13 protein-coding genes are annotated in these 23,106 nt (G+C 61.1%); 3 read left to right on the top strand and 10 right to left on the bottom strand.

From position 1 onward, the window contains the following. Positions 1-7: 7 nt before the first annotated feature. From nusA to JAB1_RS16795, 10 genes are all read right to left on the bottom strand, one after another. Positions 8-1,573 carry a transcription termination factor NusA gene (gene nusA / locus JAB1_RS16840; RefSeq protein WP_034782529.1) on the bottom strand — a complete coding sequence of 522 codons (1,566 nt, stop codon included), beginning with the start codon at positions 1,571-1,573 and terminating at the stop codon, positions 8-10. Then, positions 1,570-2,058, bottom strand: a complete 489-nt coding sequence (gene rimP, locus JAB1_RS16835) for a ribosome maturation factor RimP (RefSeq protein ID WP_034782527.1) — start codon at positions 2,056-2,058, stop codon at positions 1,570-1,572. Before rimP ends, nusA begins: the two co-directional genes overlap by 4 nt. A gap of 344 nt (positions 2,059-2,402) precedes the next feature. After that, entirely contained in the window at positions 2,403-4,478 is a 2,076-nt protein-coding gene (rluB, locus tag JAB1_RS16830; RefSeq protein ID WP_070280991.1) for a 23S rRNA pseudouridine(2605) synthase RluB, read from the bottom strand. Further along, the gene (scpB, locus tag JAB1_RS16825) at positions 4,471-5,265 is read right to left on the bottom strand and encodes an SMC-Scp complex subunit ScpB (protein WP_070280989.1); all 795 of its coding nucleotides are present in this window, start codon (positions 5,263-5,265) and stop codon (positions 4,471-4,473) included. Before scpB ends, rluB begins: the two co-directional genes overlap by 8 nt. Positions 5,266-5,663: 398 nt before the next feature. Continuing rightward, positions 5,664-6,683 carry a glucokinase gene (locus tag JAB1_RS16820; RefSeq protein ID WP_034782520.1) on the bottom strand — a complete coding sequence of 340 codons (1,020 nt, stop codon included), beginning with the start codon at positions 6,681-6,683 and terminating at the stop codon, positions 5,664-5,666. Between the two features lie 389 nt (positions 6,684-7,072). After that, a complete protein-coding gene (locus tag JAB1_RS16815) occupies positions 7,073-8,035 on the bottom strand; it encodes a VTT domain-containing protein (protein ID WP_070280987.1) in 963 nt (320 codons plus the stop codon). A gap of 27 nt (positions 8,036-8,062) precedes the next feature. Then, on the bottom strand, positions 8,063-9,754 hold the full coding sequence (locus tag JAB1_RS16810; RefSeq protein ID WP_070260499.1) for an ABC transporter ATP-binding protein: 1,692 nt from the start codon (positions 9,752-9,754) through the stop codon (positions 8,063-8,065). Positions 9,755-9,763: 9 nt separating this feature from the next. Further along, positions 9,764-10,873, bottom strand: a complete 1,110-nt coding sequence (locus JAB1_RS16805; RefSeq protein WP_070280986.1) for an ABC transporter permease — start codon at positions 10,871-10,873, stop codon at positions 9,764-9,766. A gap of 9 nt (positions 10,874-10,882) precedes the next feature. Beyond that, complete coding sequence (locus tag JAB1_RS16800) at positions 10,883-11,821, bottom strand: ABC transporter permease (RefSeq protein WP_034782513.1); 939 nt, start codon at positions 11,819-11,821, stop codon at positions 10,883-10,885. A gap of 28 nt (positions 11,822-11,849) precedes the next feature. Next, positions 11,850-13,685, bottom strand: coding sequence for an ABC transporter substrate-binding protein (locus JAB1_RS16795; protein ID WP_083299791.1), 1,836 nt, complete (start codon positions 13,683-13,685; stop codon positions 11,850-11,852). Positions 13,686-14,364: 679 nt separating this feature from the next. Here JAB1_RS16795 and JAB1_RS16790 point away from each other — a divergent pair. The 3 genes from JAB1_RS16790 (at position 14,365) to JAB1_RS16780 (ending at position 22,957) form a co-directional block, all read left to right on the top strand. Next, a complete protein-coding gene (locus JAB1_RS16790) occupies positions 14,365-17,094 on the top strand; it encodes a TonB-dependent receptor (protein WP_254672139.1) in 2,730 nt (909 codons plus the stop codon). Between the two features lie 178 nt (positions 17,095-17,272). After that, positions 17,273-19,948 (top strand): TonB-dependent receptor, encoded by a 2,676-nt coding sequence (locus JAB1_RS16785; RefSeq protein ID WP_070280981.1) that lies wholly within the window; start codon positions 17,273-17,275, stop codon positions 19,946-19,948. A gap of 462 nt (positions 19,949-20,410) precedes the next feature. Continuing rightward, entirely contained in the window at positions 20,411-22,957 is a 2,547-nt protein-coding gene (locus JAB1_RS16780) for a TonB-dependent receptor (protein WP_254672137.1), read from the top strand. The last annotated feature ends 149 nt before the right edge of the window (positions 22,958-23,106 follow it).

Here is a 23,106-nt window from a genome sequence, read left to right as displayed (position 1 = left end):
ACTCAAATTAAGCCTTTGCGGATTCGGCCAGACTCCATGCCTTGGCTTGCAACGCCTTGGCACGATCGTCGTATTTCGAGTCAACCAACTTCATCTCATCGTCGGTCACATCTTTAAATTCACTTGTAATCAGTTCACGCGCACGGTCCGCAGACAAGGCCAGGATTGCGCCAAATTCGTCGTATGCCAGTGCTGCAAATGCTTCAACGGTCTTGATACCAGCCAGACCCAGCTTGCCGGCGGTAATACGGTCCATGCCTTCCAGACCCACCAACGCCTCGTCCATGCCTTCCAGACCCTCTTCCGAAGCAATCGCTTCGGTAACCAGCGCATCACGCGCACGGGTACGGAGTTCATTGACGGTATCTTCGTCAAACGATTCGATTTCCAGCATTTCGGAAATTGGCACGTAAGCGATTTCTTCCAGACTGGCGAAACCTTCTTCCACCAGAATATCGGCCACTTCCTGGTCGACATCGAGCTTTTCCATGAACAGGATGCGCACGGCAGCCGTTTCCTGGGCAGCTTTGTCAGCCGATTCTTCGGCCGTCATGATGTTGATCTTCCAGCCGGTCAGGTCCGAGGCCAGGCGCACGTTCTGGCCGGAGCGGCCGATCGCGATTGCCAGGTTTTCTTCGTCCACGACGACATCCATCGCGTGTTTTTCTTCATCGACCATGATCGACGACACGTTCGCCGGCGCCAGGGCGCCGATGACGAACTGCGCCGGATCTTCCGACCACAGCACGATGTCGACGCGTTCGCCACCGAGTTCGCCAGTCACGGCCTGCACGCGCGAACCGCGCATGCCGACGCAAGTACCGATCGGGTCGATGCGCTTGTCGGCCGTGTAGACGGCGATCTTGGCGCGCACGCCGGCATCGCGGGCTGCGGATTTGATCTCCAGCATGCCTTGCTCGATTTCCGGCACTTCCAGTTCGAACAGCTTCATGATGAATTCCGGCGCGGTGCGCGACAGAATCACTTGCGGGCCGCGCATGTTGCGGTCGATGCGCAAGATGAAAGCACGCACACGGTCGCCGATACGCAGATTCTCTTTCGGGATCATCTGGTCGCGTGGCAGACGCGCTTCGATCTTGCCCGATTCGACGATGGCGTCGCCGCGTTCCATGCGCTTGATGGTGCCGGTGACGAGCGAATCGCCGCGTTCCAGGAAGTCGACCAGGATCTGTTCGCGTTCGGCGTCACGTACGCGCTGCAGGACGACCTGTTTGGTATCCTGGGCGAAACGGCGGCCGAATTCAACGGATTCGATCGGTTCTTCGATATGGTCATCGACTTCGATATCGGAAATCTGTTCTTTTGCCTCGAAATGCAGGATCTCCTGATCCGGCAATTGCAGGCCCGCTTCATCGGGCACCACGTGCCAGCGGCGGAACGATTCGAATTCGCCCGTTTCGCGGTCGATCGAAACGCGGATGTCTACCTCACCCTCATACCGTTTCTTCGTGGCTTGCGCCAACGCGAATTCGAGGGCGCCGAAGACGACATCTTTATCGACGTTTTTTTCGCGCGCCAGCGCGTCAACCAATAATAAAACTTCGCGGCTCATGCTTTGCGTCCCTTAAAAACCACCTGCGGCACCAAGCGTGCCTTATCCACATCCGCGAGCGTAAACTCCAACATCGCCGGACCATCCTTACCTTCAAATTCCAACGACAATTTATCGCCCACGGGTTCTTGCAAGATCCCCTGGAACGATTTCCGGTTGTTCGTACCCGGCATCGCCACCATCAGCTTGACGATGATTTCCTGGCCTGCGAAACGGACAAAGTCTTCCAGCTTGCGCACCGGACGATCCAGACCCGGGGAAGAAATTTCGAGACGCTCGTAAGGAACGTTCTCTACCGTCAACACATGCGATAACTGGTGACTCACCGTGGCACAGTCTTCGACCGTGATCGGACCTTTTTCAGCGGCATCGGCGGCGCTGAAATCAATAAAGACGCGCAGCAGTCCGCGCTCGGCACGTTCGACATCAACGAGCTCATAGCCCAGACCAATAACTGTCTTTTCAATTAATCCCAACTGCTGCAAGAAATTCTCCAGAAATAAGGCCCGTTTTCAGCATGAGAGCGCCGCATTGAGCGCCGACAACATGCAAAAACACGCATTCAAGTCATATATGGCCCCTTGCGGAGCCATTACAAACGGTTCAACAAAAAAAAAATGGGCATCTGCCCATCTTCTTGTATTTTCCCAACCAGATGAAAGCACTCCCCACCAAACAACCCTGCGGAGAACTTTTATTAGGCTGCAGATTATAACCTCTTATTAACTTCGCCGCAATGCCGCACGCAAGGAGCGACCCGGCTTACAACAGTTACAAGAGCGCGCACCCGCGGCAGATCAGCGGGCGCGCAAGAAGAAACTCTTCCCGATTAACCTTTGCTGCGGCGGCGCGGCATGCCATCCATGCCGCCACGGTCCATGCCGCCACGCGGCTGACCACCGGAACGCGCTTGCCCACCGGCACCACCGCCCGTATTGCGGCGCGGACCCGTGTTGGCGAAGCCGAATGCCGTCTGCAGCGGATCGGGCTGGCGCGGACCGCGCTGCGGCGCGCGGCCTTCGCCACCACCGGCCGGACGACCCTGGCCCGCCGCACGCGGCGGACGACCCTGGCCTTGCGGCGAACCTTCGAACGATGCCGACGAGCGGGGCTGGCCGCCCTGGAACGGACCTTGCGGCTGGCCGCGGCCAGGACCACGCGCTTCGCCTGGTCGGCCGGCGCCGCCTGGGCGACCCTGGCCTTGCGGACGGGCAAACTGGCCTTGCGGCTGGCCACGGCGCGGCGCGACCGGGAAAGGATCGGCGTTGCGGTTGCTCACATCGATGCGGTTGCCATTCGGCTCGTCATCACGGCTGGCCTTGCGCGCTTCGCGGCCCTTGGCGGCGCCAGCGGCACGAGGGTCGCCCGATGCCGGCATTTTCTTTTCGATGCCGTAGGCGGTCAGCAGGTCGCGCACGGTGTTTTCATCCATCTCTTCCCAACGGCCGCGTTTCAGGCCGCTCGGCAGGGTCATGGCGCCGTAGCGGGTACGGATCAGGCGCGAAACGGTCAGACCGATCGCTTCGAACATGCGGCGCACTTCGCGGTTACGGCCTTCGCCGATCACCACGCGGTACCACTTGTTGATGCCCTCGCCGCCGCCATCGGCGATCTTCGAGAACTGCGCCAGGCCGTCTTCCAGCTCGACGCCGGCCAGCAGTTTCTGGCGCATGCCCTCTTCCAGCTCGCCCAGGGTACGCACGGCGTACTCGCGGTCGATGCCGTAGCGCGGGTGCATCAGGCGGTTGGCCAGATCACCGGAGGTGGTAAACAGCAGCAAGCCTTCCGTGTTGAAGTCGAGGCGGCCAACGGCCAGCCACTTGCCCGCTTTCATGGTCGGCAGGCGGTCGAACACGGATGGACGGCCGTCCGGGTCGTTGTGGCTGACGATTTCGCCGGCCGGCTTGTGGTAGACCAATACGCGTGGCGGCTTCTTGCTGACGCGGCGCTGGATCAACTTGCCGTTGATGCGCACGTGGTCGCTCGGCAGGATGCGCTGGCCGATGTGGGCCGGCTCGCCATTCACGGACACGCGGCCCGAAATGATCAGATCTTCCATGTCGCGGCGCGAACCGAGACCGGCTTCGGCCAGCACCTTGTGCAGCTTCGGCGCGTCGTCGTCGGACGTCAGGTCGCGGCGCACGGCCGCTTTCTGCACGCGGCCCGTGCCGCCTTCTTCGCTGTCGAAAGCGTCGGAGGTGACAAACGAGAACACGGCGTCAGCGTCGTTGAGCTTGCCTGGCGCAGCCTGGCGGCCCTTGCCCTTCTTGCGGCTCTTGCCGGCATTCTTGCCAGCGCCCGGCACGTCGTTGCGCGGACCGCGCGGCAGGCGCGGGCCGGACACGAGATTGCCTTCGGCATCGAACACGTCGGCGACAGGCGCGGCAGCTTGCTCCGCGGCAGGCGCTGCGGCAACGGCTTCGGCTGCCTGCGGCGCTTCCGCGCGCGGCGGCTGGCGCAGCGCGCGTTCCGCCTGCACGCCACGCATCTGGCGCGGACCGCGGGTCGGGCGTGCTTCGGCCGGCTTGTCGGCGACGGCTTCCGGCGCCGTTTCAGCGACGGCGGCAGCGGCCTTGGCGGCGGCGCGGGCGCGCGGTGGACGCGGCGCAGGTGCGGCGACGGCTTCGGCAGCCGCTTCGGCGGCGTCGGCCACGGCCTTCAAGGCTGGCTTGGCGCGGGTTTTCTTGACGGCAGGTGCAGCTTCTTCTACCGCAGCAGCGGCAACGGGCGCGTCGGCAGCCACGTCGGCTTTCGTGCGGCGCTTCGGCTTGGCAGCGGCGGTATCGCCGGCAACTGCAGCAGCAGCCGTATCGGCTTCGATCTGGGCCTTGGTGCGGCGCTTGGGCTTGGCAACGATGGCTTCGTCGCTGGCGGTTACTGTCTCGGGTGTGTTCGGATTATTCATTCTTCGTTTCTTGGCTGTGCTGACCTGGCGCAGCGTCAACCGTTAGTTCTGGCGCAGGGTCGTGAGTGTAGGCTTCGTCCGTGGGCGAAGCATCGGGGCCGGCATCAAGGCTTGCTGTCACATCTACATCTGTCACAGCCGTATTGCTACCTGCACCAAGCTGGGGGACAAGCTCATTGCTTGCCTTGTCAAAATTTTCTTGCAGGGCCGCTTCCAGGGCTTCGAGCCCATTGCCCTGCATTTCACTGATTTGCTGCAAAGGCGGCAGCTGGGACAGCGAATGCAAACCCAGGTCATCCAAAAACTGCTTGGTGGTGGCCAGCAAGGCCGGCCGCCCCACCACGTCGCGGTAGCCGATGGCATCGACCCAGCCACGGTCTTCCAGCATCTTGATCGTCTGCGAATTGACGGCAACGCCGCGAATCTCCTCGATATCGCCACGCGTCACCGGCTGGCGGTAGGCGATGATGGCCAGGGTTTCCAGGGTCGCCCGCGAATACTTGGGCGGCCGCTCGGGCGTCAGGCGATCGAGATACATCTTCATTTCCGGGCGGCTTTGAAAGCGCCAGCCCGACGCGAGACTGACGATCTCGATGCCGCGCCCTTCCCACTCCTGCCGCAACTCTTCCAGCAATTGCTTGATCGTGTCGGCACCAACGCCGACACCACGCACGCGACCATTCTCGTCCGCATCGACGAACAGCTTCTTCAAGCTGTGGATCGTCAGCGATTCACGAGCGCACAGCAACGCGGTTTCGAGGACTTTTTTAGCCTCAATTGTATTCATAGCAATTCTGTGCGGATGTGTGTTGCAATTCGTATGCAGAGAAAGAAATCAAAAACGTTCATTTCAACGTAACAGATGGCAGACATCATGATGACGCCGTGCTGGGTTACTAGTTGAGGCTGTTTTTCCGACGCCTTGGCCGATGCGCGCAAGCGGGACTAAAGCGGATGCAGTGAAAGTCCTGCCATCCATGGTGCTGGCCTTAAATAACCAGCAATGAAACGAACTCCGGAGCAGCTGCTTTTCCCGTGGCGGCGAACCAGCCAGACGGGAGAGCGACAGTCGTCGTTTCATCCAACGATGCCAATTGTACCTGATAAAAGTCGGAAAAGCGCAAAACCGGGTAAAACACGCGTTTTACCCGGCCCTGGCGCGACACATCGCCCGCACCCTGCATATCACAGGGAGGCGAGTTTCTCCGAGAGAATGGCCGATGCGCCCAGGAAAGCTGGGTACTGCGCCGTGATGACGAAGGTCGGCACTTGCGACACATAATTGGCGAAACGGCCCTTGCGCTCGAAGCGGGCGCGGAAGCCGGAGCGGTCGAAACGCGCCCCCAGGCGTGGCACGATGCCGCCGCCGATATAGATGCCGCCCAGCGCGCCCAGGGTGACGGCGACGTTGCCCGCCACCGTGCCCAGCATGCAGCAGAATGCTTCGATGACGTCGTCGCACAGCTGGGACTCGCCAGCCAGCGCGCGGCGCGTGATTTCCGCCGCCGGCAAGTCTTCCGCCGGCACGCCGGCGCGGTCGGCCAGGGCGCGGTAGATCAGTTCCAGGCCATCGCCGGAAATCAGGCGTTCGGCCGAGACGTGCTCGTATTCGCGCCAGGCAAATTGCAGAATGCTCACTTCCACTTCATTGAACGGCGCGAAGCTGACGTGGCCGCCCTCGCTTTGCAGGGCGATCCAGCCGCCGTGCGACGGGATCAGGCCCGACACGCCCAGGCCCGTGCCGGCGCCGATCAGGCCGATGGCCGTGTTCGGACGGGCCGTGCCGGCGCCCACCTGGTGCTTTTGCTCGTTCGACAGCTGCGGCAAGGCGCGCGCCAGGGCCGTGAAATCGTTGACCACGTCCAGGGTCGTGAAACCGCACTCGTCGCGCATCGCGCGGATCGAGAACGACCAGTGATGGTTCGTCATGCTGAGGAAATCGCCGTCGACCGGATTGGCGATGGCGATCACGGCATGGCGCACGGCTTGCCCGCCGGCGGCAGCGATGTGCGGCAGGGCCAGGTAGGCTTGCAGGGCGGCGGACAGGCTCGGGTAATCGGCACAGGGCAACACTTCCACCAGGGTGATGTGGCCAGCGGCCACTTCCAGGGCGAAACGGGCATTGGTGCCGCCCACGTCGGCCAGCAGGCGCGGTCCATCGGCGAAGGCGGAAGTCGGCAGTACGGGAGAAGACGAAGCGCTCATGATTTTAAATGATGAAGTGGGACGCATGGGACGCCAAGCTTAAAGGATGAATGCGCCCGGAGGCAAGCAAAGTTTGTAGTTTAAGTACATCAAAACAAGCCTTTATTGGTAGTTCCACTCCAAATGCAACAGGCAGCGCAAAAATTGCTTAGAAACAATGATTTATAGTAAGTGCTTGCACTCCTCAGGTACGCGAAAAGCATGCTGCACAGCAGCAGGAGTGGCCCTGAAAGCAGAGTATGCCGGAGTTTGCGCAAAGGCGCTTTGTACGCGGCGGCGGCGGTGCGGCGCTCCCGTCCTGGCGGCGCCGCCAAGGTGTTTTCGTATTATTACTACCGTTTTTTATTGCGGGTCTTGCTGCCAGCCTGGCGTGCTGGCGGCAGCCCGGATCAGGACGGCAAGCCTTCGCCCACCAGGCTGGCGGGCGCCGGCTGGTCCGAGCGGTAGGCGGCATTCCACGCATCGAGGCCGCCATGCAGGGGCTTGGCGCGGTGAAAGCCGTGCTGGTGCAGCAGCTTGGCCACCTGCGCGGCCGTCACGTCGTTGGGACAGCTGCAATACACGATGATGTGGCGGTCCTTGTCCATGGCGATCATGGCTGGCACGGGTTCCTTGCCATTGAAAAACAAGGCGCCCGGCACGGCCGGTTCCAGCGCCTGCGCCGTGGCGCTGCGCGCGTCGACCATCAGCGGCTCTTCGCCCTGCTCTATGAGTTCGAGCAACTCATCGATGCCGATGCGCTCGATCTGCAAGGCCTGGCGGAAACGCCGGCGTTCGAGGAATTTGTACAGCAGGAACAAGCCCAGCAAGGTGGCCAGCATCAGCAAGGCCGTGCTGCCCATGGTGCTGAGCAAGTCGAGCACCTGCTGCACGCTGGCATGGAAAATCACGCCGACGACGATGCCCGTGCCGGTCCACAGCAGGGCGCCCAGGCCCGCGTACAGGAAGAACAGGCCCGGCGGCGTGCCCAGCGCGCCCGACATCGGTGCGGCCACGGTATTGAAACCCGGCACAAATTTGGAAACGATCAGGGCTTTCGGGCCCCAGCGCTTGAATTTGTCTTCCGTCTGGCTGACGCAGTAATCGGGCGACAGCGAGATGCGGCACAGCAGCCGCAGGATGCGCTTGCCGAAATGGCGGCCCGCGCGGAACCACGTGAAGTCGCTGATCAGGCAAGCGCTGAGCGCGGCGGCCAGCACCAGACCCCCATTCATGTCGCCATCGACGGCCAGCGCGCCCGCCACCACAAGGATGGGAAAGGCGGGAATCGGCAGGCCGAGCTGCTCCACCAGCACGATGCCAAAGACAATCAGGACACCGTAATGTTCGAGCAGGTAAATGAGGTTGGGCATGGCCGCTATCTTACCGTAAAAAGCCCCTTACAACTGCACGCCCTTCGGTATGGCGCTGAGCAAAGTGCGCGTGTACGGATGCACGGGATTGCGGTACAGCTCATCCGAATCGGCCAGTTCCACCACTTGCCCCTTGTGCATCACCATCACCTGGTCGGCGATATATTTCACCACGGACAAATCGTGCGAAATGAAGATGTAGGACAGGCCGAATTCATCCTGCAAGTCCTGCAGCAGATTGAGCACCTGCGCCTGCACCGACACGTCCAGCGCCGACACGGATTCGTCGCAGACGAGAATTTCCGGCTGCATGGTCAGGCAGCGGGCAATGGCGATGCGCTGGCGTTGTCCACCGGAAAACTCGTGCGGATAGCGGTGGAAGGCCTGTTCCGGCAAACCAACCTTGTCGAGCAGCCAGTAGGCCTTGGCGATGCGTTCCTGGTCGTTCGCGCCGATCTTGTGGATGCGCATGGGTTCCAGGAGGATCTGTCCCACCGTAAAGCGCGGGTTCAGCGACGCATACGGATTCTGGAAGATGATCTGGATGCGGCGCTTGTACGGCAAATATTCCCTGTTCGGCATGGCAATCAGATCCTTGCCGTGGAACATGGCCGTGCCGCCCGTTGCCTGGTGCAGGCGCAGCAGGGTCAAGCCCACCGTCGTCTTGCCGGAGCCGGACTCGCCCACCACGCCCAGCGTCTTGCCGCGCGGCAAAGTGAACGACACATCCTTGACGGCCTGGAATTCGCGCTTGCCGAACAGTCCCTCGCGCGTGTAAAAACTTTTACTCAAGTTATTCACCACCAGCACGGGTTCGTCACCGGGCGTGTAGCCGCGCGTGCGCTGTTTCACCTCGATGCCGGGGCCCGCCTTGCCGTCCATATAGTCGGCGATGACGGGCAGGCGCCATGGGCGCTCGTCCAGCGATGGGCGGCAATGCAGCAGCGCCTTGGTATAGCTGTCTTGCGGCGCTTCAAACACTTGCCGCACTTCCCCCGTCTCGCGCACTTCGCCGTGGCGCATGACGATCACCTGGTCAGCGATCTCGCCCACCAGGCCCAGGTCGTGGGTAATGAACAGCACGGACATCTGATGCTTCTTTTGCAGCGCCGCGATCAAGTCCATGATCTGCTTCTGGATCGTCACGTCCAGCGCCGTTGTCGGCTCGTCCGCGATCAAGAGCTTCGGTTCGCAGGCGATCGCCATGGCGATCATCACGCGCTGCTGCTGGCCGCCCGACATCTGGCTCGGGTAGGCGTCGATCTTGGTGGCCGGATCGGGTATGCCCACTTCCTCGAGCAGCGCCAGGGTGCGCGCGCGCGCCTGCTTGCGGTTCATGCCCATATGCTGGCGCAACACTTCGGCGATCTGGAAACCGACCGTAAACACGGGGTTCAGCGACGACATCGGCTCCTGGAAGATCATCGAGATATCCTTGCCGCACATGGTGCGCCGCTCGGCGATCGACAATTTGAGCAGATCGCGCCCGCCGAAATGAATGCTCGAGGCGGTATCGATGATGGTGTTATCCGGCGGCAACAAGCCCATCACGGCCAGCGAACTGACGGACTTGCCGCTGCCCGATTCGCCCACCAGCGCGACGGTGCTGTTGCGCGGCACGTTGAACGAGATGCCCTTGACGGCTTCGAACGTGGTCTTCTTGTCCAGGCGGAAGGTGACGCGCAGGTCGCGCACTTCCAACAGGTTATTCTGGTCCATGAGCAACTCCTATTTCACTTTGGGGTCGAGCGCATCGCGCAAGGCATCGGTAAACAGCGAGAACGCCGTCACCAGCACGGCCATCGCCGTGGCGGCCGCTGTCAGCTGCCACCATTTGCCCAGGATCAGTTCATTTTGTGCCTCGTTGAGCATGCTGCCCCACGAGACGGTACCCACCGGCACGCCAAAGCCGAGGAAGCTCAAGATCACTTCCGCCTTGATGAAGCCCACGACCAGAATCGACATTTGCACCAAGGCAACGTGACTGACGTTCGGGAAGATGTGGGAAAACATCTTGCGCCAGTGCGAGGCGCCGATGGCGTCGGCCGCCATCACGTATTCGCGCGCCTTGTGCTTGATATATTCGGCGCGGATCAAGCGGTACGGCCCCGTCCAGCCCGTCAACCCCAGGATCAGCACGATGGTCAGCACGCCCTTCTGCTGCAGTACGGCCGCCACCGTCAAGATCATCAGGATGGACGGAATCGACGTGAAGATGCTGTAGAACCAGTTGAAGAAGTCATCGACGACGCCGCCAAAGTAGCCGGACACGGCGCCAAAAATCGTGCCCAGCACAACGGCCAGCAAGGCCGCCACCAGGCCCACGACGATCGACGTTTCGCCGCCCTTGATGGTTTTCTGCAGGATATCGTGACCCCACTTGTCGGCGCCGAACGGCAGGGTGGCCGCCTTGTGCGTGACGAGCTTCTTGGCCTTGCCCATGCCGGCGCGCAAGGCCGTCAAGTCGTCGGCCAGCGGGTCCGTGACGCCGTACATCTCGACGCCAGCCGATGGGTTACTGCCCATCTGGGCGCGCAGTTCGGCGATATCGTCGGCCAGCGGATCGAGCACGTTGACGGGTGTCGGTGCGCTGCGCTCGTCCGTCACGGGCATCGCGCCATCAACGGCGACATCCCTGTCGGCACCCACAAACGTGGGCGGCGCATAGCTGACGGCCACTTCGTCTTCCCAGTTCGAGGCGACCAGGCCGCTGGCGGACGCCAGCACCAGCAGGAAAAAGGCGCCGACCACGGCCAGCGATACCATTGCAATCTTGTCGCCGCGCAAACGGCGCCACGCCAGGGCCCACAGGCCGGGCGATGTATGAGGTTTCGACATCGTCTCTTTCTACTTCAGTTGTACGCGAGGATCGACCGCCTGGTACAGCAGGTCGGTGAGCAGGTTGAAGAGCATGGTGGCGGCGGCGACATACACGGTGATCGCCTTGATCACCGGAAAGTCGCTGCGCTCGACGGCCAGGATCACTTCACGCCCGATGCCGGGGATGCCGAAAAAGCGTTCCAACAGGAAGGCGCCGATCAGCAGGGCCGGCAAGTTCGACATCACATAGGTAATGATGGGAATGCCGGCGTTGCGCAGCACGTGCACCCACATGATGCGGCCTTCCTTGAGGCCCTTGGCGCGCGCCGTGCGCACGTAATCCTGGTTGGCCTCGTCCAGCACGAAGGTGCGGAACAGGCGCAGGGTCGGCGCAATCGACACGGCCAGGCCGATCAGGATAGGCAAGGTGGAATAGCGCAGCAGGTTTTCCCAGAAACTGTCGCCCCAGCCCTGCACGGGGAACAGGCCCAGTTTATAGGCGAAGCCGTACTGGAAGACGATGATGTAGACGAGGATGGAAATCGACATGCCCACCGTGCAGGCGATCATGACGGCGCGGTCCGTCAGCGAGCCGCGCACGAAAGCGATGGCCAGCGCCAGCGCCACGCCAAAAAACGTTTCCAGCACGGTCAGCGGGATCAAGACCATCATCGACGGCCCCAGGCGCGAGGTGATGATGTGCGACACGGATTCCCCCGTGGCCCAGCTCTGGCCGAAGTCAAACGTGACGATCTGCTTGATGAAGATCCACAGCTGCACATAATAGGGCTGGTCGACACCGAGCTGCCGGCGGATGTTGGCGATGCTTTCCGCACTAGACATCTTGCCGGCCAGGATGTAGGCGGGATCGCCGCCCACCCAGTTGAACAGGATAAACACCAGCAGGACCACGCCCAGCATGGTGGGCAGCATCTGCCACAGGCGGCGCAGGATATAAGCAAACATAATGATTCCTTGTTGTTATAAGCCGCGCTTATTTGCTGGCGGGAGCCGGAGTAACAACCGGCGTACCCGTGCTGTCGATATCCATGTACGCCCATTCCTGGAACAGGATCGGGTGCTTCTTGTAGCCCTGCACCGACTTTTGCGCCAGCATGTTGCGGTAGCGCGCATAGCCGATCAGGGCGCCCGCATTGACTTCCAGGCGGCGCGCCATCTTGTGGAACAGCTCGTCGCGCTCGGGGCTGGCAGGCATGGCCTGGCTGGCCGCATACCACTTGTCGTATTCCGGATCCTGGTAGCAGCCATTGTTGTTCTGGTGCGTGTTCGGGCCATAGAACAGCTGCATGAAATTGTCGCCGTCCGGATAGTCGGCCAGCCATGGCGCCGTGCGCGTCTGCATCTTGCACTGCTTTTCCGTTTTTAAAATGTCGGAAAAGATCATGCGGTCGTTTTCCATGCGGATGCCCAGCGAGTTGTACGTCTTGCGCCACATTTCCGCCTGCAGCACGCCATTGGCTTCGTTGCGCGAAGCGTAGCGGATCAGCAGCGGCTTGCCGTCAGGCAAAGTACGCCAGCCATCGGCGCCCTTCTTGTAGCCGAATTTATCCAGCAATTTGTTCGCCAGCACGGGATCGTATTGCAGCAGGGATTTGTAGTGCGGATCGTAGCCGACGACGCCGGGCGGAATCGGATAGTCGAGGCGCTTGGCCTGGCCATTCCAGATGATGCGGATTTCTTCATCAATATTGTGCGCCATGGCAATGGCGCGGCGCAGGGCGATCTTTTCCTTGCTGAAGCCACCGAGGGTCGGGTCTTCCATATTCCAGTAGTAATAGCTGATCTCCGGGTCAAGCAGGCGCGACAGTTGCACGCCCTTCTCCGCCAGCTCGGGACGCAGCTTGCCGTTCAGCAATGCTTTCGGCGCCAGCGGGCCGTCGAGCCAGAACACGTCCGTGCCGCCGCTCTGGAAGGACAGCCAGCGCGACTGGTCTTCGATCATCACGGAAATTTCGATGCGGTCGATGGCGGGAATGCGTTTACCTTGCATCTGGCGCACGATGCGCTGGTCGTCCGGGTCGTCGCCGGCCATGAAATTCCACGTTTCCGGCAAATGCTGCGGATTGCGGTTCAGGACGATGCGGTTGCCGCGCGTCCATTCACCGAGCGTGTAGTAGCCGGTGCCGACGGGATTCGAGCCTACTTCGCCCTTCACGTCGCCGTATTTGTCCACCACTTCGCGCGCCACGGCGGCTGTCGGCACGTAGGCGAGGATCATGGGGAAATTGAAATCCGTCTTGGTCAGCGTGATGCGCAAGGTGTACGGGTCGAGGATTTCCAGGCCGGCCACCTTCTTGTTGAAGTCCAGCTTGTTCGCCTTGGCCGCTTCCTTGGCCAGGTCGTCCAGCCCCACCACCTTGCCTTCAAACAGCCAGCTGTGCGGCGAAGCGAGGCGCGGATCGAACAGTCGCTTCCACGAATACACGTAATCGGCCATCGTCAGTTCGCGGCGCTTGCCGCCAAACGCGGCGTCGGGCGTGAACAGGATGCCTTTTTTCAGGCGGATGGTGTAGGTCTTGCCGTCGGCGGATACTTCCGGCATGGCGGCGGCCGCGCCGGGCACCACTTTCACGGGGCGCGCCAGGTAATCGTAGGTGTACAGGGTGTCGAAGACGGCCTGCGTGATGTGGTTCGAATACAGGTCGCGCGCGGTGGCGGGATCGAAGCCCGTCTCGGCGGCCGGCAGGATATAGCGCAAGGTTTTGACCGGCGCGGCCGCGGCGCTTGGGGCATCGGCGGCAACGGCCGCCAGCGGCAGGGTGGCCAGGCAGGCGAGCAGCGCCACGCGCCGCATCCATGGTGACTTCATGTAATACCCTTCATCTCGATTATCTGTCGCACCGTATTGGTGCGCTTGTACTGGCTTCCCCCTGGGATACAGGATTCCACCACCAAAACCAGTCCATCCTCGCAAGATCTATGCCTTGTTCATCGTCCGTCCCGTCCGCAAGCAGGCGAGCTGGAAAAAGGCGTAACGATAACGCATATTTTGTTCGCCGGGCGAAAAGCCGCAGCAATGGCGTGGCACGCAGCCACGCCCGCCTGCCCCGTGGAGGAAATCTTCCGCAGTGCAACAAAGGCAGCTCACCACCATGAAAAACCGACTTGGTAGAAACCCTTACGGCCCAGAATGACAACGGTTTTTATGGCAGTACGGAAAATATGCGGCGCAGTGCAACATTAAAATAATTGCACATATTGAAACACATCAACATTATAAAAAACACTGTTGTTTCCATGCTGAAAGAGCATGTGTGCGCGTTGACAAGGTTTCTCGGCAAGTGGTCTTATCGATGACGGCACTTATAAAAATGCCGCCTTATCCACAGCGATTGCCGACGCAGCAATCTTTATCACCCTGGCAAAGCTGTGCCGCACGAAGGCCAGCCGAGCTTACTTTCGGAGTTCAGAGAATGATGATGGAAACAGTGATATCCCGCTCCGTACGCCTGATTTTTTCGGGTAGCGTAGCAGCGCTCGGCCTTGGCATGATGGCTGCGCCGGCAATGGCGCAAGACGCCAATGTGCAACGTGTGGAAATTACCGGCTCGAGCATCAAACGAGCCACGGCCGAGACCGCATCACCGGTACAGCTGATCACCCGCGACGACTTGATGAAATCGGGCAAGGCCACCGTCGCCGAATACCTGCAAACCCTCACCGCCGATGGCGCCGGCTCCCTGCCGACGGGCTTCGGCAACGGTTTTGCCGCCGGTTCCACGGCCATCTCGCTGCGCGGCCTGGGTGCCACCTCGACCCTGGTCTTGCTCAATGGCCGCCGCATGGCCCCGTTCGCGCGCGCCGACGATGGCCAGAAGAGCTTTACCGACCTGTCCACCGTGCCGATGCAGATCGTCGAACGTATCGAAATCCTCAAGGATGGCGCTTCGTCCACCTACGGCGCGGACGCCATCGCCGGCGTCGTCAACATCATCCTGCGCAAGGACTTCGAAGGCCTGACCCTGAAGGGCGACACGGGCATCTCCGGCGACAGCGACGCCAAACAGCACCGCGCCTCGCTAACCTTCGGCAAAGGCAACCTGGATACGGATAAATTCAACTTCGTCGTCAATGCCGAATACAGCAAATCGGACATGCTGATGAACAGCGACCGCGCCGGTCGCAAATGGATAGGCAAGGGCGACCTGCGCCCGTATGGCTATGCGATCAACACCCAGTTCGCCGGCGGCTACATCAATAGCAACAACGATGCGAATGCCGCGCCGACTGGCCTGATTCGCGACCCCGTCACCAACAACTATGTCTCCCTGCCCGGTTGCTCCACCTTGTCCGTGTCTTCGCCGCAAGATCCGAAAGGCGGCTGCGTGTGGCACCACGACCAGTTCCGTTCGATGCAGCCGAAAATCGAATCGGTCAACCTGTACACGCGCGGTACCTGGCAAGTCAATGCCGACACCCAGGTATATGCGGAAGCAGGCTACTCGAAACGCGATACGGCGTTCACCATGATCCCGCCATCGGTCACGCCCACCGTCGCCTTCCCGCCGAATGCCGGCAACAAGGCGGGCGTCATCAACTACGCTAGCGGCAGCGGCACCAGCATCGTGCTGGCGGCCAACCACCCGCAAAATCCGTACGGCGTGCCGGTGCGCGTGCGCTACCAGGCTTTCGACGTCGGCCCCAGCACGCGCAAGGCCAACAACGAGTTCAACCGCATCGTGCTCGGCGTCAAGGGCAACGCCATGGGTTGGGACTACGATGCCGGCTATACGCATTCGGAATCGAAGCTGCACCTCGATTACAGCAACATGCTGAACATGGCCGTTGTCAGGGATGCCCTGGGCGATTCCAGTCCAAAAAACCCGTATTTCCCATACTACATCGGTGCGCAGGCAAACAAGAATCCCGCCTCGCTGTACGCGGCCATGGTAACGAACGCCACTTCCAATTCCACGACCAAGCTCGACATCATCGACGTCAAGGCCACGCGCGAACTGATGCAGTTGCCGGGCGGCGCCCTAGGCCTGGCCGTGGGCGCGGAACACCGTCGCGACAAGCTCGACAATCCCTCCCTGACGGGCACGGAAGACGGCTCCATCAACGCCAGTTATGTGGCGGCCAAGGGCGACAGCAAGGTCTCGGCCGTGTTCCTCGAAGTGCTGGCACCCGTGATCAAGACGGTGGAACTGTCGGGGGCCTTGCGTTACGACAAATACGACCGTTTCTCGTCGACCACGCCGAAACTGGGCGCCAAGTGGACGCCGCTGAAAACCTTCGCCGTGCGCGGCACGTATTCGGAAGGCTTCCGCGCCCCAGGCCCCGCCGAAAGCAATGCCGATTCGCAATCCACGGGTACCTCGACCGTGACCGACCCCGTGCGCTGCCCTGGCGGCAACCGCCTGCCGGGTGCCAATGCCAGCGACTGCGAACTGCAAGTGGCGGCCGTCAAGGTCGGCGACCCCAGCCTCAAACCGGAAAAATCCAAGGGCTACACCCTGGGCCTGGTGTGGGATCCGTTCAACGATACCAGCCTGTCACTCGATGCCTGGAAAATCAAGCGTGAAAACGAGATCAATCCGCTGCCGTACAACGAAGCGGCCGCCCTGCCAACCGCCATCCGTTCCGACAACAACCTGACCATCAATGGCGTCGTCACGCCGAACACGGGTACTTTGCTGATCACCAAGGCACCGTACCGCAACTCCAGCTTTACGGAGATCAAGGGTATCGATCTGGACGTCAAGCAGCGCGTGCGCCTGGGCGACTACGGCCGCGCCACGTTCGGCCTGACCTGGACCCACATCGCCTCATGGGTGCGGGCCGAGTCGTCCACTGTGCGCTACCAGTTCGCCGGCACGCACGGCAATTGCGATACCTCCAACTGCGCCGGCACGCCGAAGGACAAGATCAATCTCACCGGTTCGTGGGACCTGGGCAACTGGAACGTCAGCGGCGTGCTGAACTACCGTTCGGACATGAAAAATATCAAGTTTGAAGGCGACCCTTGCGCTTCCAAACTGGCGAACGGCACACCGGCGCCGAACGGTTGCAAGCTCGCCTCGTTCACCACGCTCGACCTGTCCTCCCGTTGGAACGTCAACAAACAGTTGCAACTGTTTGCCTCGATCAACAACGTGACCGACAAGATCGCGCCGCTCGACCCGCTGACCTACGGCGGCATGAGCTACAACCCGATGGATGCCAGCGGCGCCATCGGCCGTTACTTCAAACTGGGCGCCAGCTACAAGTTCTTCTAAGCTGGCACAGGCATCCTGACGCGGGCGGTGAGCAATCACCGCCTTTTTTTCGTCGGCGACTGTGGCGCCAGTTCACTCATCCACACGCCTATTGCGCCAGCGCAAACCTTATCTCCTGCGCGCCTGTAAAACTCCCTTGCAAGCCACTTGGCCCATGACCATGCCACAGGAGTGTCAGATGACGCAAACCCGCAGTCCCTCCCCTACCTTGCGCCTGCTGTGCGCAGCCTTGCTCGGCGCGTTTGGCCATGCGGCCATGGCGCAGGAAACCGACGCAGCCGGCACGCCCGCCATGCAAAGAGTCGAAGTCACCGGTTCCTCCATCAAGCGCCTCGTCTCGGAAACGGCGACGCCCCTGTCCATCTTCAAGGCCGAGGATTTCGCCAAGCAGGGCTTGACGACGGCCCAGGAAGTGCTGGGCAGGATCCCCTCGAATGCGTCGAGCATGGGCAGCGGCAATGCCGTCGGCGGCAATACCAGCGGCTTGCCCACGGGCGGCCAGGCCAGCGCCGACTTGCGCGGCCTGGGCGGCGACAAGACGCTGGTGCTGCTCAATGGCCGGCGCATCGCCAACCATCCGTATGACGGCGCCAGTGTCGACCTGAACATCATTCCCATCGCCGCCCTGGAACGGGTCGAAGTGCTGCGCGATGGCGCCTCGGCCATCTACGGCACGGACGCCATCGGCGGGGTCATCAACTTCATCACGAAGCGCTCCGTCAACGTCACGAATATCACCGCCGAGGTCGTTGCCCCACAGCACAAGGGCGGCGGCGAGCACCGCATCAACCTGTCGACGGGCTATGGCGAGCTCGACACCGATGGCTACAATATTTTTGGCGTGCTCGACTATCACAAGCAAAAAGTGCTGACCTCGCAAGACCGCGCCTTCTCGGCCACCGGCATCGTTCCCTCGCGCGGCCTGTCCATCACCAGCGGCACGACTTTCCCCGGCAATTACTTCGACGCGACGGCCAACGGCGGCGACGGCCTGGCTGGCAACCCCTACGCGGCCAGCGGCTGCCTGCCGCCGCTGTCGGTGCCGGCCGTGCCGGTGAATGGCACTTGCCGCCAGGATTACACGCGCCAGATCGACGACTTGCCGGCCCAGCAACAACTGGCTTTCTTCGGCAAGGGCGCCTTCAAGCTCGCTGGCGGCCACCTGGCCACGCTGGAATATCTGCATTCGGAAAACAAGGTCAAGGCGCGCACGGCACCGCCGCCGCAAACGGGCTTGATCCTGCCCAGCACCAGCCCCTACTATCCGGGCAATGCGGCTGGCGTGCCAGCCCAGCCAGGCTTGTCGGGCCAGCCCCTGAGCGTCAACTGGCGTCCCGTCGAGGCAGGCCAGCGGCAAATCGATTCCACCGGCAAGGCCGACCGCCTGGTGCTGGCGCTGGAAGGCGAACTGGCGGGCTGGGATTACAAGACGGGGCTCAGCCATGCGATCAGCAAGTCGTCGGAAAAGTTCACGAACGGCTATGTGCAGGATGCGGGCTTTGCCGCTGGCGTGCTGAACGGCATCCTGAACCCGTTTGGCGTGCAGGATGCTGCCGGCAAGGCTTACCTGGCCAGCACGGCCCTGCGCGGCGAAGTGCAGAACGCCAAGGTCACCACCACGGGTGTCGACCTCAAGGGCAGCCGCGACCTGATGCAGCTGGCCGGCGGCCCGCTGGCCCTCGCGCTCGGCGGCGAAGTGCGGCGCGAAAAGGCCGACTTCAACGTGAACCGCGATATCGCCGGCCAGGCCGCCAGTTCCGGTTTGTCCGGCTCGCTGTCGAAGAGCGGTGCGCGCACGATCCAGGCCGTCTTCGGCGAAATCAACTTGCCGCTGATCAAGGACCTGGAAGTGCAGCTGGCCGCCCGTTTCGACCATTACAGCGACGTGGGCAGCACCACCAATCCCAAGCTGGCCCTGCGCTACCAGGCCAGCAGCGCGCTGGTGCTGCGCGGCTCGGCCAGCACGGGTTTCCGCGCGCCCACCCTGTTTGAAAAGAATGCGCCGCCGTCGAAGAACGATACCAACGATAGCTATGACGACCCGATCCTGTGCCCCGGTGGCGTGCCGCAGCCCGGTGCCAATCCCTTGCGCGATTGCGACTTGCAGCAGTTCAAGCTACAAGGCGGCAATGAAAACCTGAAACCGGAAAAATCCACCACCTTCGCCTTCGGCCTGGTGCTCGAACCGGTGAAGGAAGTGACGGTGGCCATCGATTACTGGAACATCCATCTGAAGGACAAGATTGCATCCTTGCCCGAGCAATCGATCTTCGGCAACTATGAGAAATACAAGGCCTTGTTCCTGCGCAATCCCGACGGTTCGCCCTACGCCATTCTCGACCTGAACGACAACCTCGGTGAAGTGAAAACGGACGGCATCGATGTCAGCCTGAATGCGCGGCTGGGACGCGGCGCGTATGGCGATGTCAGCGTATCGGTCGATGGCACGTGGACCCGCAAGTACGACTACCAGAACGAGCGCGGCGGCGCCTTCATCGCCAACGTGGGCCGCTATGCGGACAACAATCCCGTGTTTCGCTGGAAGCATACGGCGGCGCTGAACTGGCGCAAGGGTAACTGGGGCGCCACCTTGTCGCAATCGTTCAAGTCCGGCTACACGGACCAGAATCTGGTCGCGCCGCCATACCGGCACGATGTGCCCTCGTACAGCCTGCTTGGGCTGTCGGGCAGCTATGCGTGGAAAGGCTTGCTGCTGACGGCCGGCGTGAAGAACCTGCTGGACAAGGAGCCGCCGTTTTCGAACCAGGGCACCTTGTTCCAGAAAGGCTATGACCCGCGCTATACGGACCCGATCGGGCGCGCCTGGTACCTGCGCGGCAGCTATACGTTTTAAGGGGAGAAACTCAGATCGGCAAATAAAACAGGCAGCGCTGGCAACAGCGTACCAGCAACAGAAAAGCGGCGCCATCAGCGATGATGTGCGCCGTTTTATTTTACGCATCTGAGCCAGTCTGACAAGGGTTCGCGATACTTTATTACTGAAGGATTATGAAAAAAACAGGGAAATGTTGCATTTCGTCCAAAAAGTTCGCGCGAAATTGACAATCTGAATCGTGAATGTTTTGATGAGGGCCCTGAAAATTTACAGAATTTTCATTGGTGGATTTTCAAAAAGGCAAATAAATTGTTGGTTAGCAACAAGTTATTTCAAAATAATTGCCGCCTTTATCACAATAACAAGGAATTTCAGATGATGATAGAAAATGTAATATCGCGGTCGCTGCGCCTGATGTTTGCAGGCGGCATGGCCCTGAGCATGCACGCCGCGTATGCACAAGAAACAACAGATAGCCCCATGCAACGTGTGGAAGTCACGGGTTCGAGCATCAAGCGTCTGGCATCGGAGACAGCGCTGCCGATCACCTCGATCAAGGCCGACGATTTCGCCAAGCAAGGCTTGACGACGGCGCAAGAAGTCCTGTCCACCATTTCCATGAACCAGAGCTCGCAAAGCAGCTCGCAATCCGTTGGTTCCGGTACTGGCGGCCAGTCCGTCGCCGACCTGCGCGGCATCGGCGGCGACAAGACCCTGGTCCTGCTGAACGGCCGCCGTATCGCCAGCCACCCGTTCAACGGTTCGTCTGTCGACCTGAACATCATCCCGATTTCCGCCCTGGAGCGCGTCGAAGTGCTGCGTGACGGCGCTTCCGCCATCTACGGCACCGACGCCATCGGCGGCGTGATCAACTTCATCACCAAGCGTTCCGTCAAAGGCGGCTCCGTCACGGTCGAACATTACGAGCCACAGAAATCGGGCGGCGGCGACGAGTCGCGCCTGAACCTGTCCGGCGGCTATGGCGACCTGAACAAAGATGGCTTCAACGTCTTCGGTGTTGTCGACGTACATCGCCAGTCGGCGCTGAGCACGGCCGACCGTTCCTTCTCGAAGAGCGGCTACATCCCGAGCAAGGGCGTGGATAACCTGAGCGGCACCACCTTCCCTGCCAACTTCTACGATACGGGCAATGGCCTGATCGGCAACCCAGCCTTTGCCGGCGGTTGCGTGGGTGAAAACCTGTACAAGAATACCTCGGGCAAGAGCACGTGCGCCATGGATGTCACGCCATTCATCCAGGCCATTCCGAAAACCCAGCAGGAATCCTTCCTGGGCAAGGCCAGCTTCAAGCTGAACCAGGATCACCTGGCCACCATCGAATACCTGCACTCGCGCAGCACCAACGAAGCGCGCATCTCGCCGCCGCCGATGTCGAACATCGGCATCCTCATGTCGTCGAGCTCGCCGTACTACCCGGGCGGCAGCGGCGGTGTGCCAGCCATGGCAGGCCTGTCGGGCGAGCCGCTGGACATCAGCTGGCGTCCAGTGGCGTCGGGCCAGCGCAGCGGCTTCGACACCAGCACCTCGGATCGCCTGGTACTGGCTTCCGAAGGCGTCCTAGGCGCATGGGACTACAACGTCGGCCTGAGCTACTCCGTCAGCAAGGCCACCAGCGCCTTCACGGGCGGCTACCTGAATGACCAGCGCATCATCGACGGCATCGGCAATGGTATCCTGAACCCGTTCGGCGAGCAAAGCGCCGCCGGCCAGGCCTACCTGAATGACTCCGTCCTGAAAGGCGAGTACCTGAGCGCCAAGATGACCAGCACTGCGGTCGACGCCAAAGTCAGCCGTGAGCTGTTCACCCTGCCGGCAGGCGCCGTCGGTTTCGCCGTCGGTACGGAATTCCGCAACGACAAGGCGGAATACAATGTGAACCGCGACCTGGCTGGCCAGGCGTCGAGCTCCGGCTACGCCGAAGCGCAGAACCAGTCGGGCAGCCGCAACATCGCCGCCATCTTCTCGGAACTGAGCATTCCTGTCGTGAAAGACCTGGAACTGTCTCTGGCAGCCCGTTATGACCACTACAACGACGTCGGCGGCAGCTTCAACCCGAAAGTCGGCGTGCGCTGGCAGCCAACGAGCCAGGTGCTGCTGCGCGGCTCCTACAACACAGGTTTCCGCGCGCCAACGCTGTATGACCTGCATGGTCCGCAAACCAAGACCTTCACGGCCAACAAGTATGACGATCCACGCCTGTGCCCAGGCGGCGTACCGATCCCTGGCGCCAACAGCAACGTCGCCTGCGGCGCGCAGCAATACATCCGTTCGGGCGGCAATCCGGACGTCGGCCCGGAAAAATCGAAAACCTTCAGCGCCGGTATCGTCATCGAACCGACGAAATCGCTGACCGTCTCGCTCGATTACTTCAAAATCAAGCTGCGCGACAAGATCGGCACCGTGGCCGAACAGACCCTGTTCGACAACTACGATAAATATCAAAGCAACTTCATTTACACGGCTGACGGCAAGCTCGATTACGTGCTGGCCACCCTGGGCAACCTTGGCGAAATGCACACTTCGGGCATCGACCTGGGCCTGAACTGGAAATTGCCACGCAGCCAGTACGGCAACTTCACCTTCAACTTCGATGGCACCTGGGTACAGAAGTATGAGTACCAGAATGAGCGCGGCGGCGAATTCGTGCAAAACGTGGGCGTGTATGGCGACAATGCACCGGTATTCCGCTGGAGACACAATGCCTCCCTGCAATGGAATATGGACAAGTGGAATGCCACGCTGTCGAACAAGTACATGAGCGGCTACCGCGACCAGAATTATGTCGATCCGCAATTCGAGCAAAGCGTCAAGGCTTACTCGGTATGGTCGCTGTCGGGCGCGTACTCGGGCTTCAAGAACACCGAAGTCACCGTGGGCGTGAAAAACCTGCTGAACGAAGATCCACCGTTCAGTAACCAGATCGGCACATTCCAGTCCGGCTACGATCCGCGTTACGCTGATCCGCTGGGCCGTACTTTCTACGTGCGCGCTACCTACAAGTTCTAAGTACACCTGACATAAGCTACTGCGCGTCGCGATTTGCGGCCTGCGATGCTCACTGTGCTCAAGCACAGTTCCGCGTCTCGGCCGCAACTTGCTGCCGCTCGCTACGCTTCTGTCAGGCGTCTTGAATGCATTAAAAAAGCCCGGAAAGC

This window comes from Janthinobacterium sp. MP5059B, assembly GCF_001758645.1.
GTDB classification, from domain to species: domain Bacteria; phylum Pseudomonadota; class Gammaproteobacteria; order Burkholderiales; family Burkholderiaceae_D; genus Janthinobacterium; species Janthinobacterium lividum.
This window is presented reverse-complemented; position numbering and strand designations above follow the sequence as displayed.

Bases quoted from the DNA above. Each gene is read 5' to 3' on its own strand.
- nusA (WP_034782529.1), bottom strand. From the start codon at position 1,573: ATGAGCCGCGAAGTTTTATTATTGGTTGACGCGCTGGCGCGCGAAAAA.
- rluB (WP_070280991.1), bottom strand. From the start codon at position 4,478: ATGAATAATCCGAACACACCCGAGACAGTAACCGCCAGCGACGAAGCC.
- scpB (WP_070280989.1), bottom strand. From the start codon at position 5,265: ATGAATACAATTGAGGCTAAAAAAGTCCTCGAAACCGCGTTGCTGTGC.
- JAB1_RS16820 (WP_034782520.1), bottom strand. From the start codon at position 6,683: ATGAGCGCTTCGTCTTCTCCCGTACTGCCGACTTCCGCCTTCGCCGAT.
- JAB1_RS16815 (WP_070280987.1), bottom strand. From the start codon at position 8,035: ATGCCCAACCTCATTTACCTGCTCGAACATTACGGTGTCCTGATTGTC.
- JAB1_RS16810 (WP_070260499.1), bottom strand. From the start codon at position 9,754: ATGGACCAGAATAACCTGTTGGAAGTGCGCGACCTGCGCGTCACCTTC.
- JAB1_RS16805 (WP_070280986.1), bottom strand. From the start codon at position 10,873: ATGTCGAAACCTCATACATCGCCCGGCCTGTGGGCCCTGGCGTGGCGC.
- JAB1_RS16800 (WP_034782513.1), bottom strand. From the start codon at position 11,821: ATGTTTGCTTATATCCTGCGCCGCCTGTGGCAGATGCTGCCCACCATG.
- JAB1_RS16795 (WP_083299791.1), bottom strand. From the start codon at position 13,685: ATGAAGTCACCATGGATGCGGCGCGTGGCGCTGCTCGCCTGCCTGGCC.
- JAB1_RS16790 (WP_254672139.1), top strand. From the start codon at position 14,365: ATGATGGCTGCGCCGGCAATGGCGCAAGACGCCAATGTGCAACGTGTG.
- JAB1_RS16785 (WP_070280981.1), top strand. From the start codon at position 17,273: ATGACGCAAACCCGCAGTCCCTCCCCTACCTTGCGCCTGCTGTGCGCA.
- JAB1_RS16780 (WP_254672137.1), top strand. From the start codon at position 20,411: ATGCAACGTGTGGAAGTCACGGGTTCGAGCATCAAGCGTCTGGCATCG.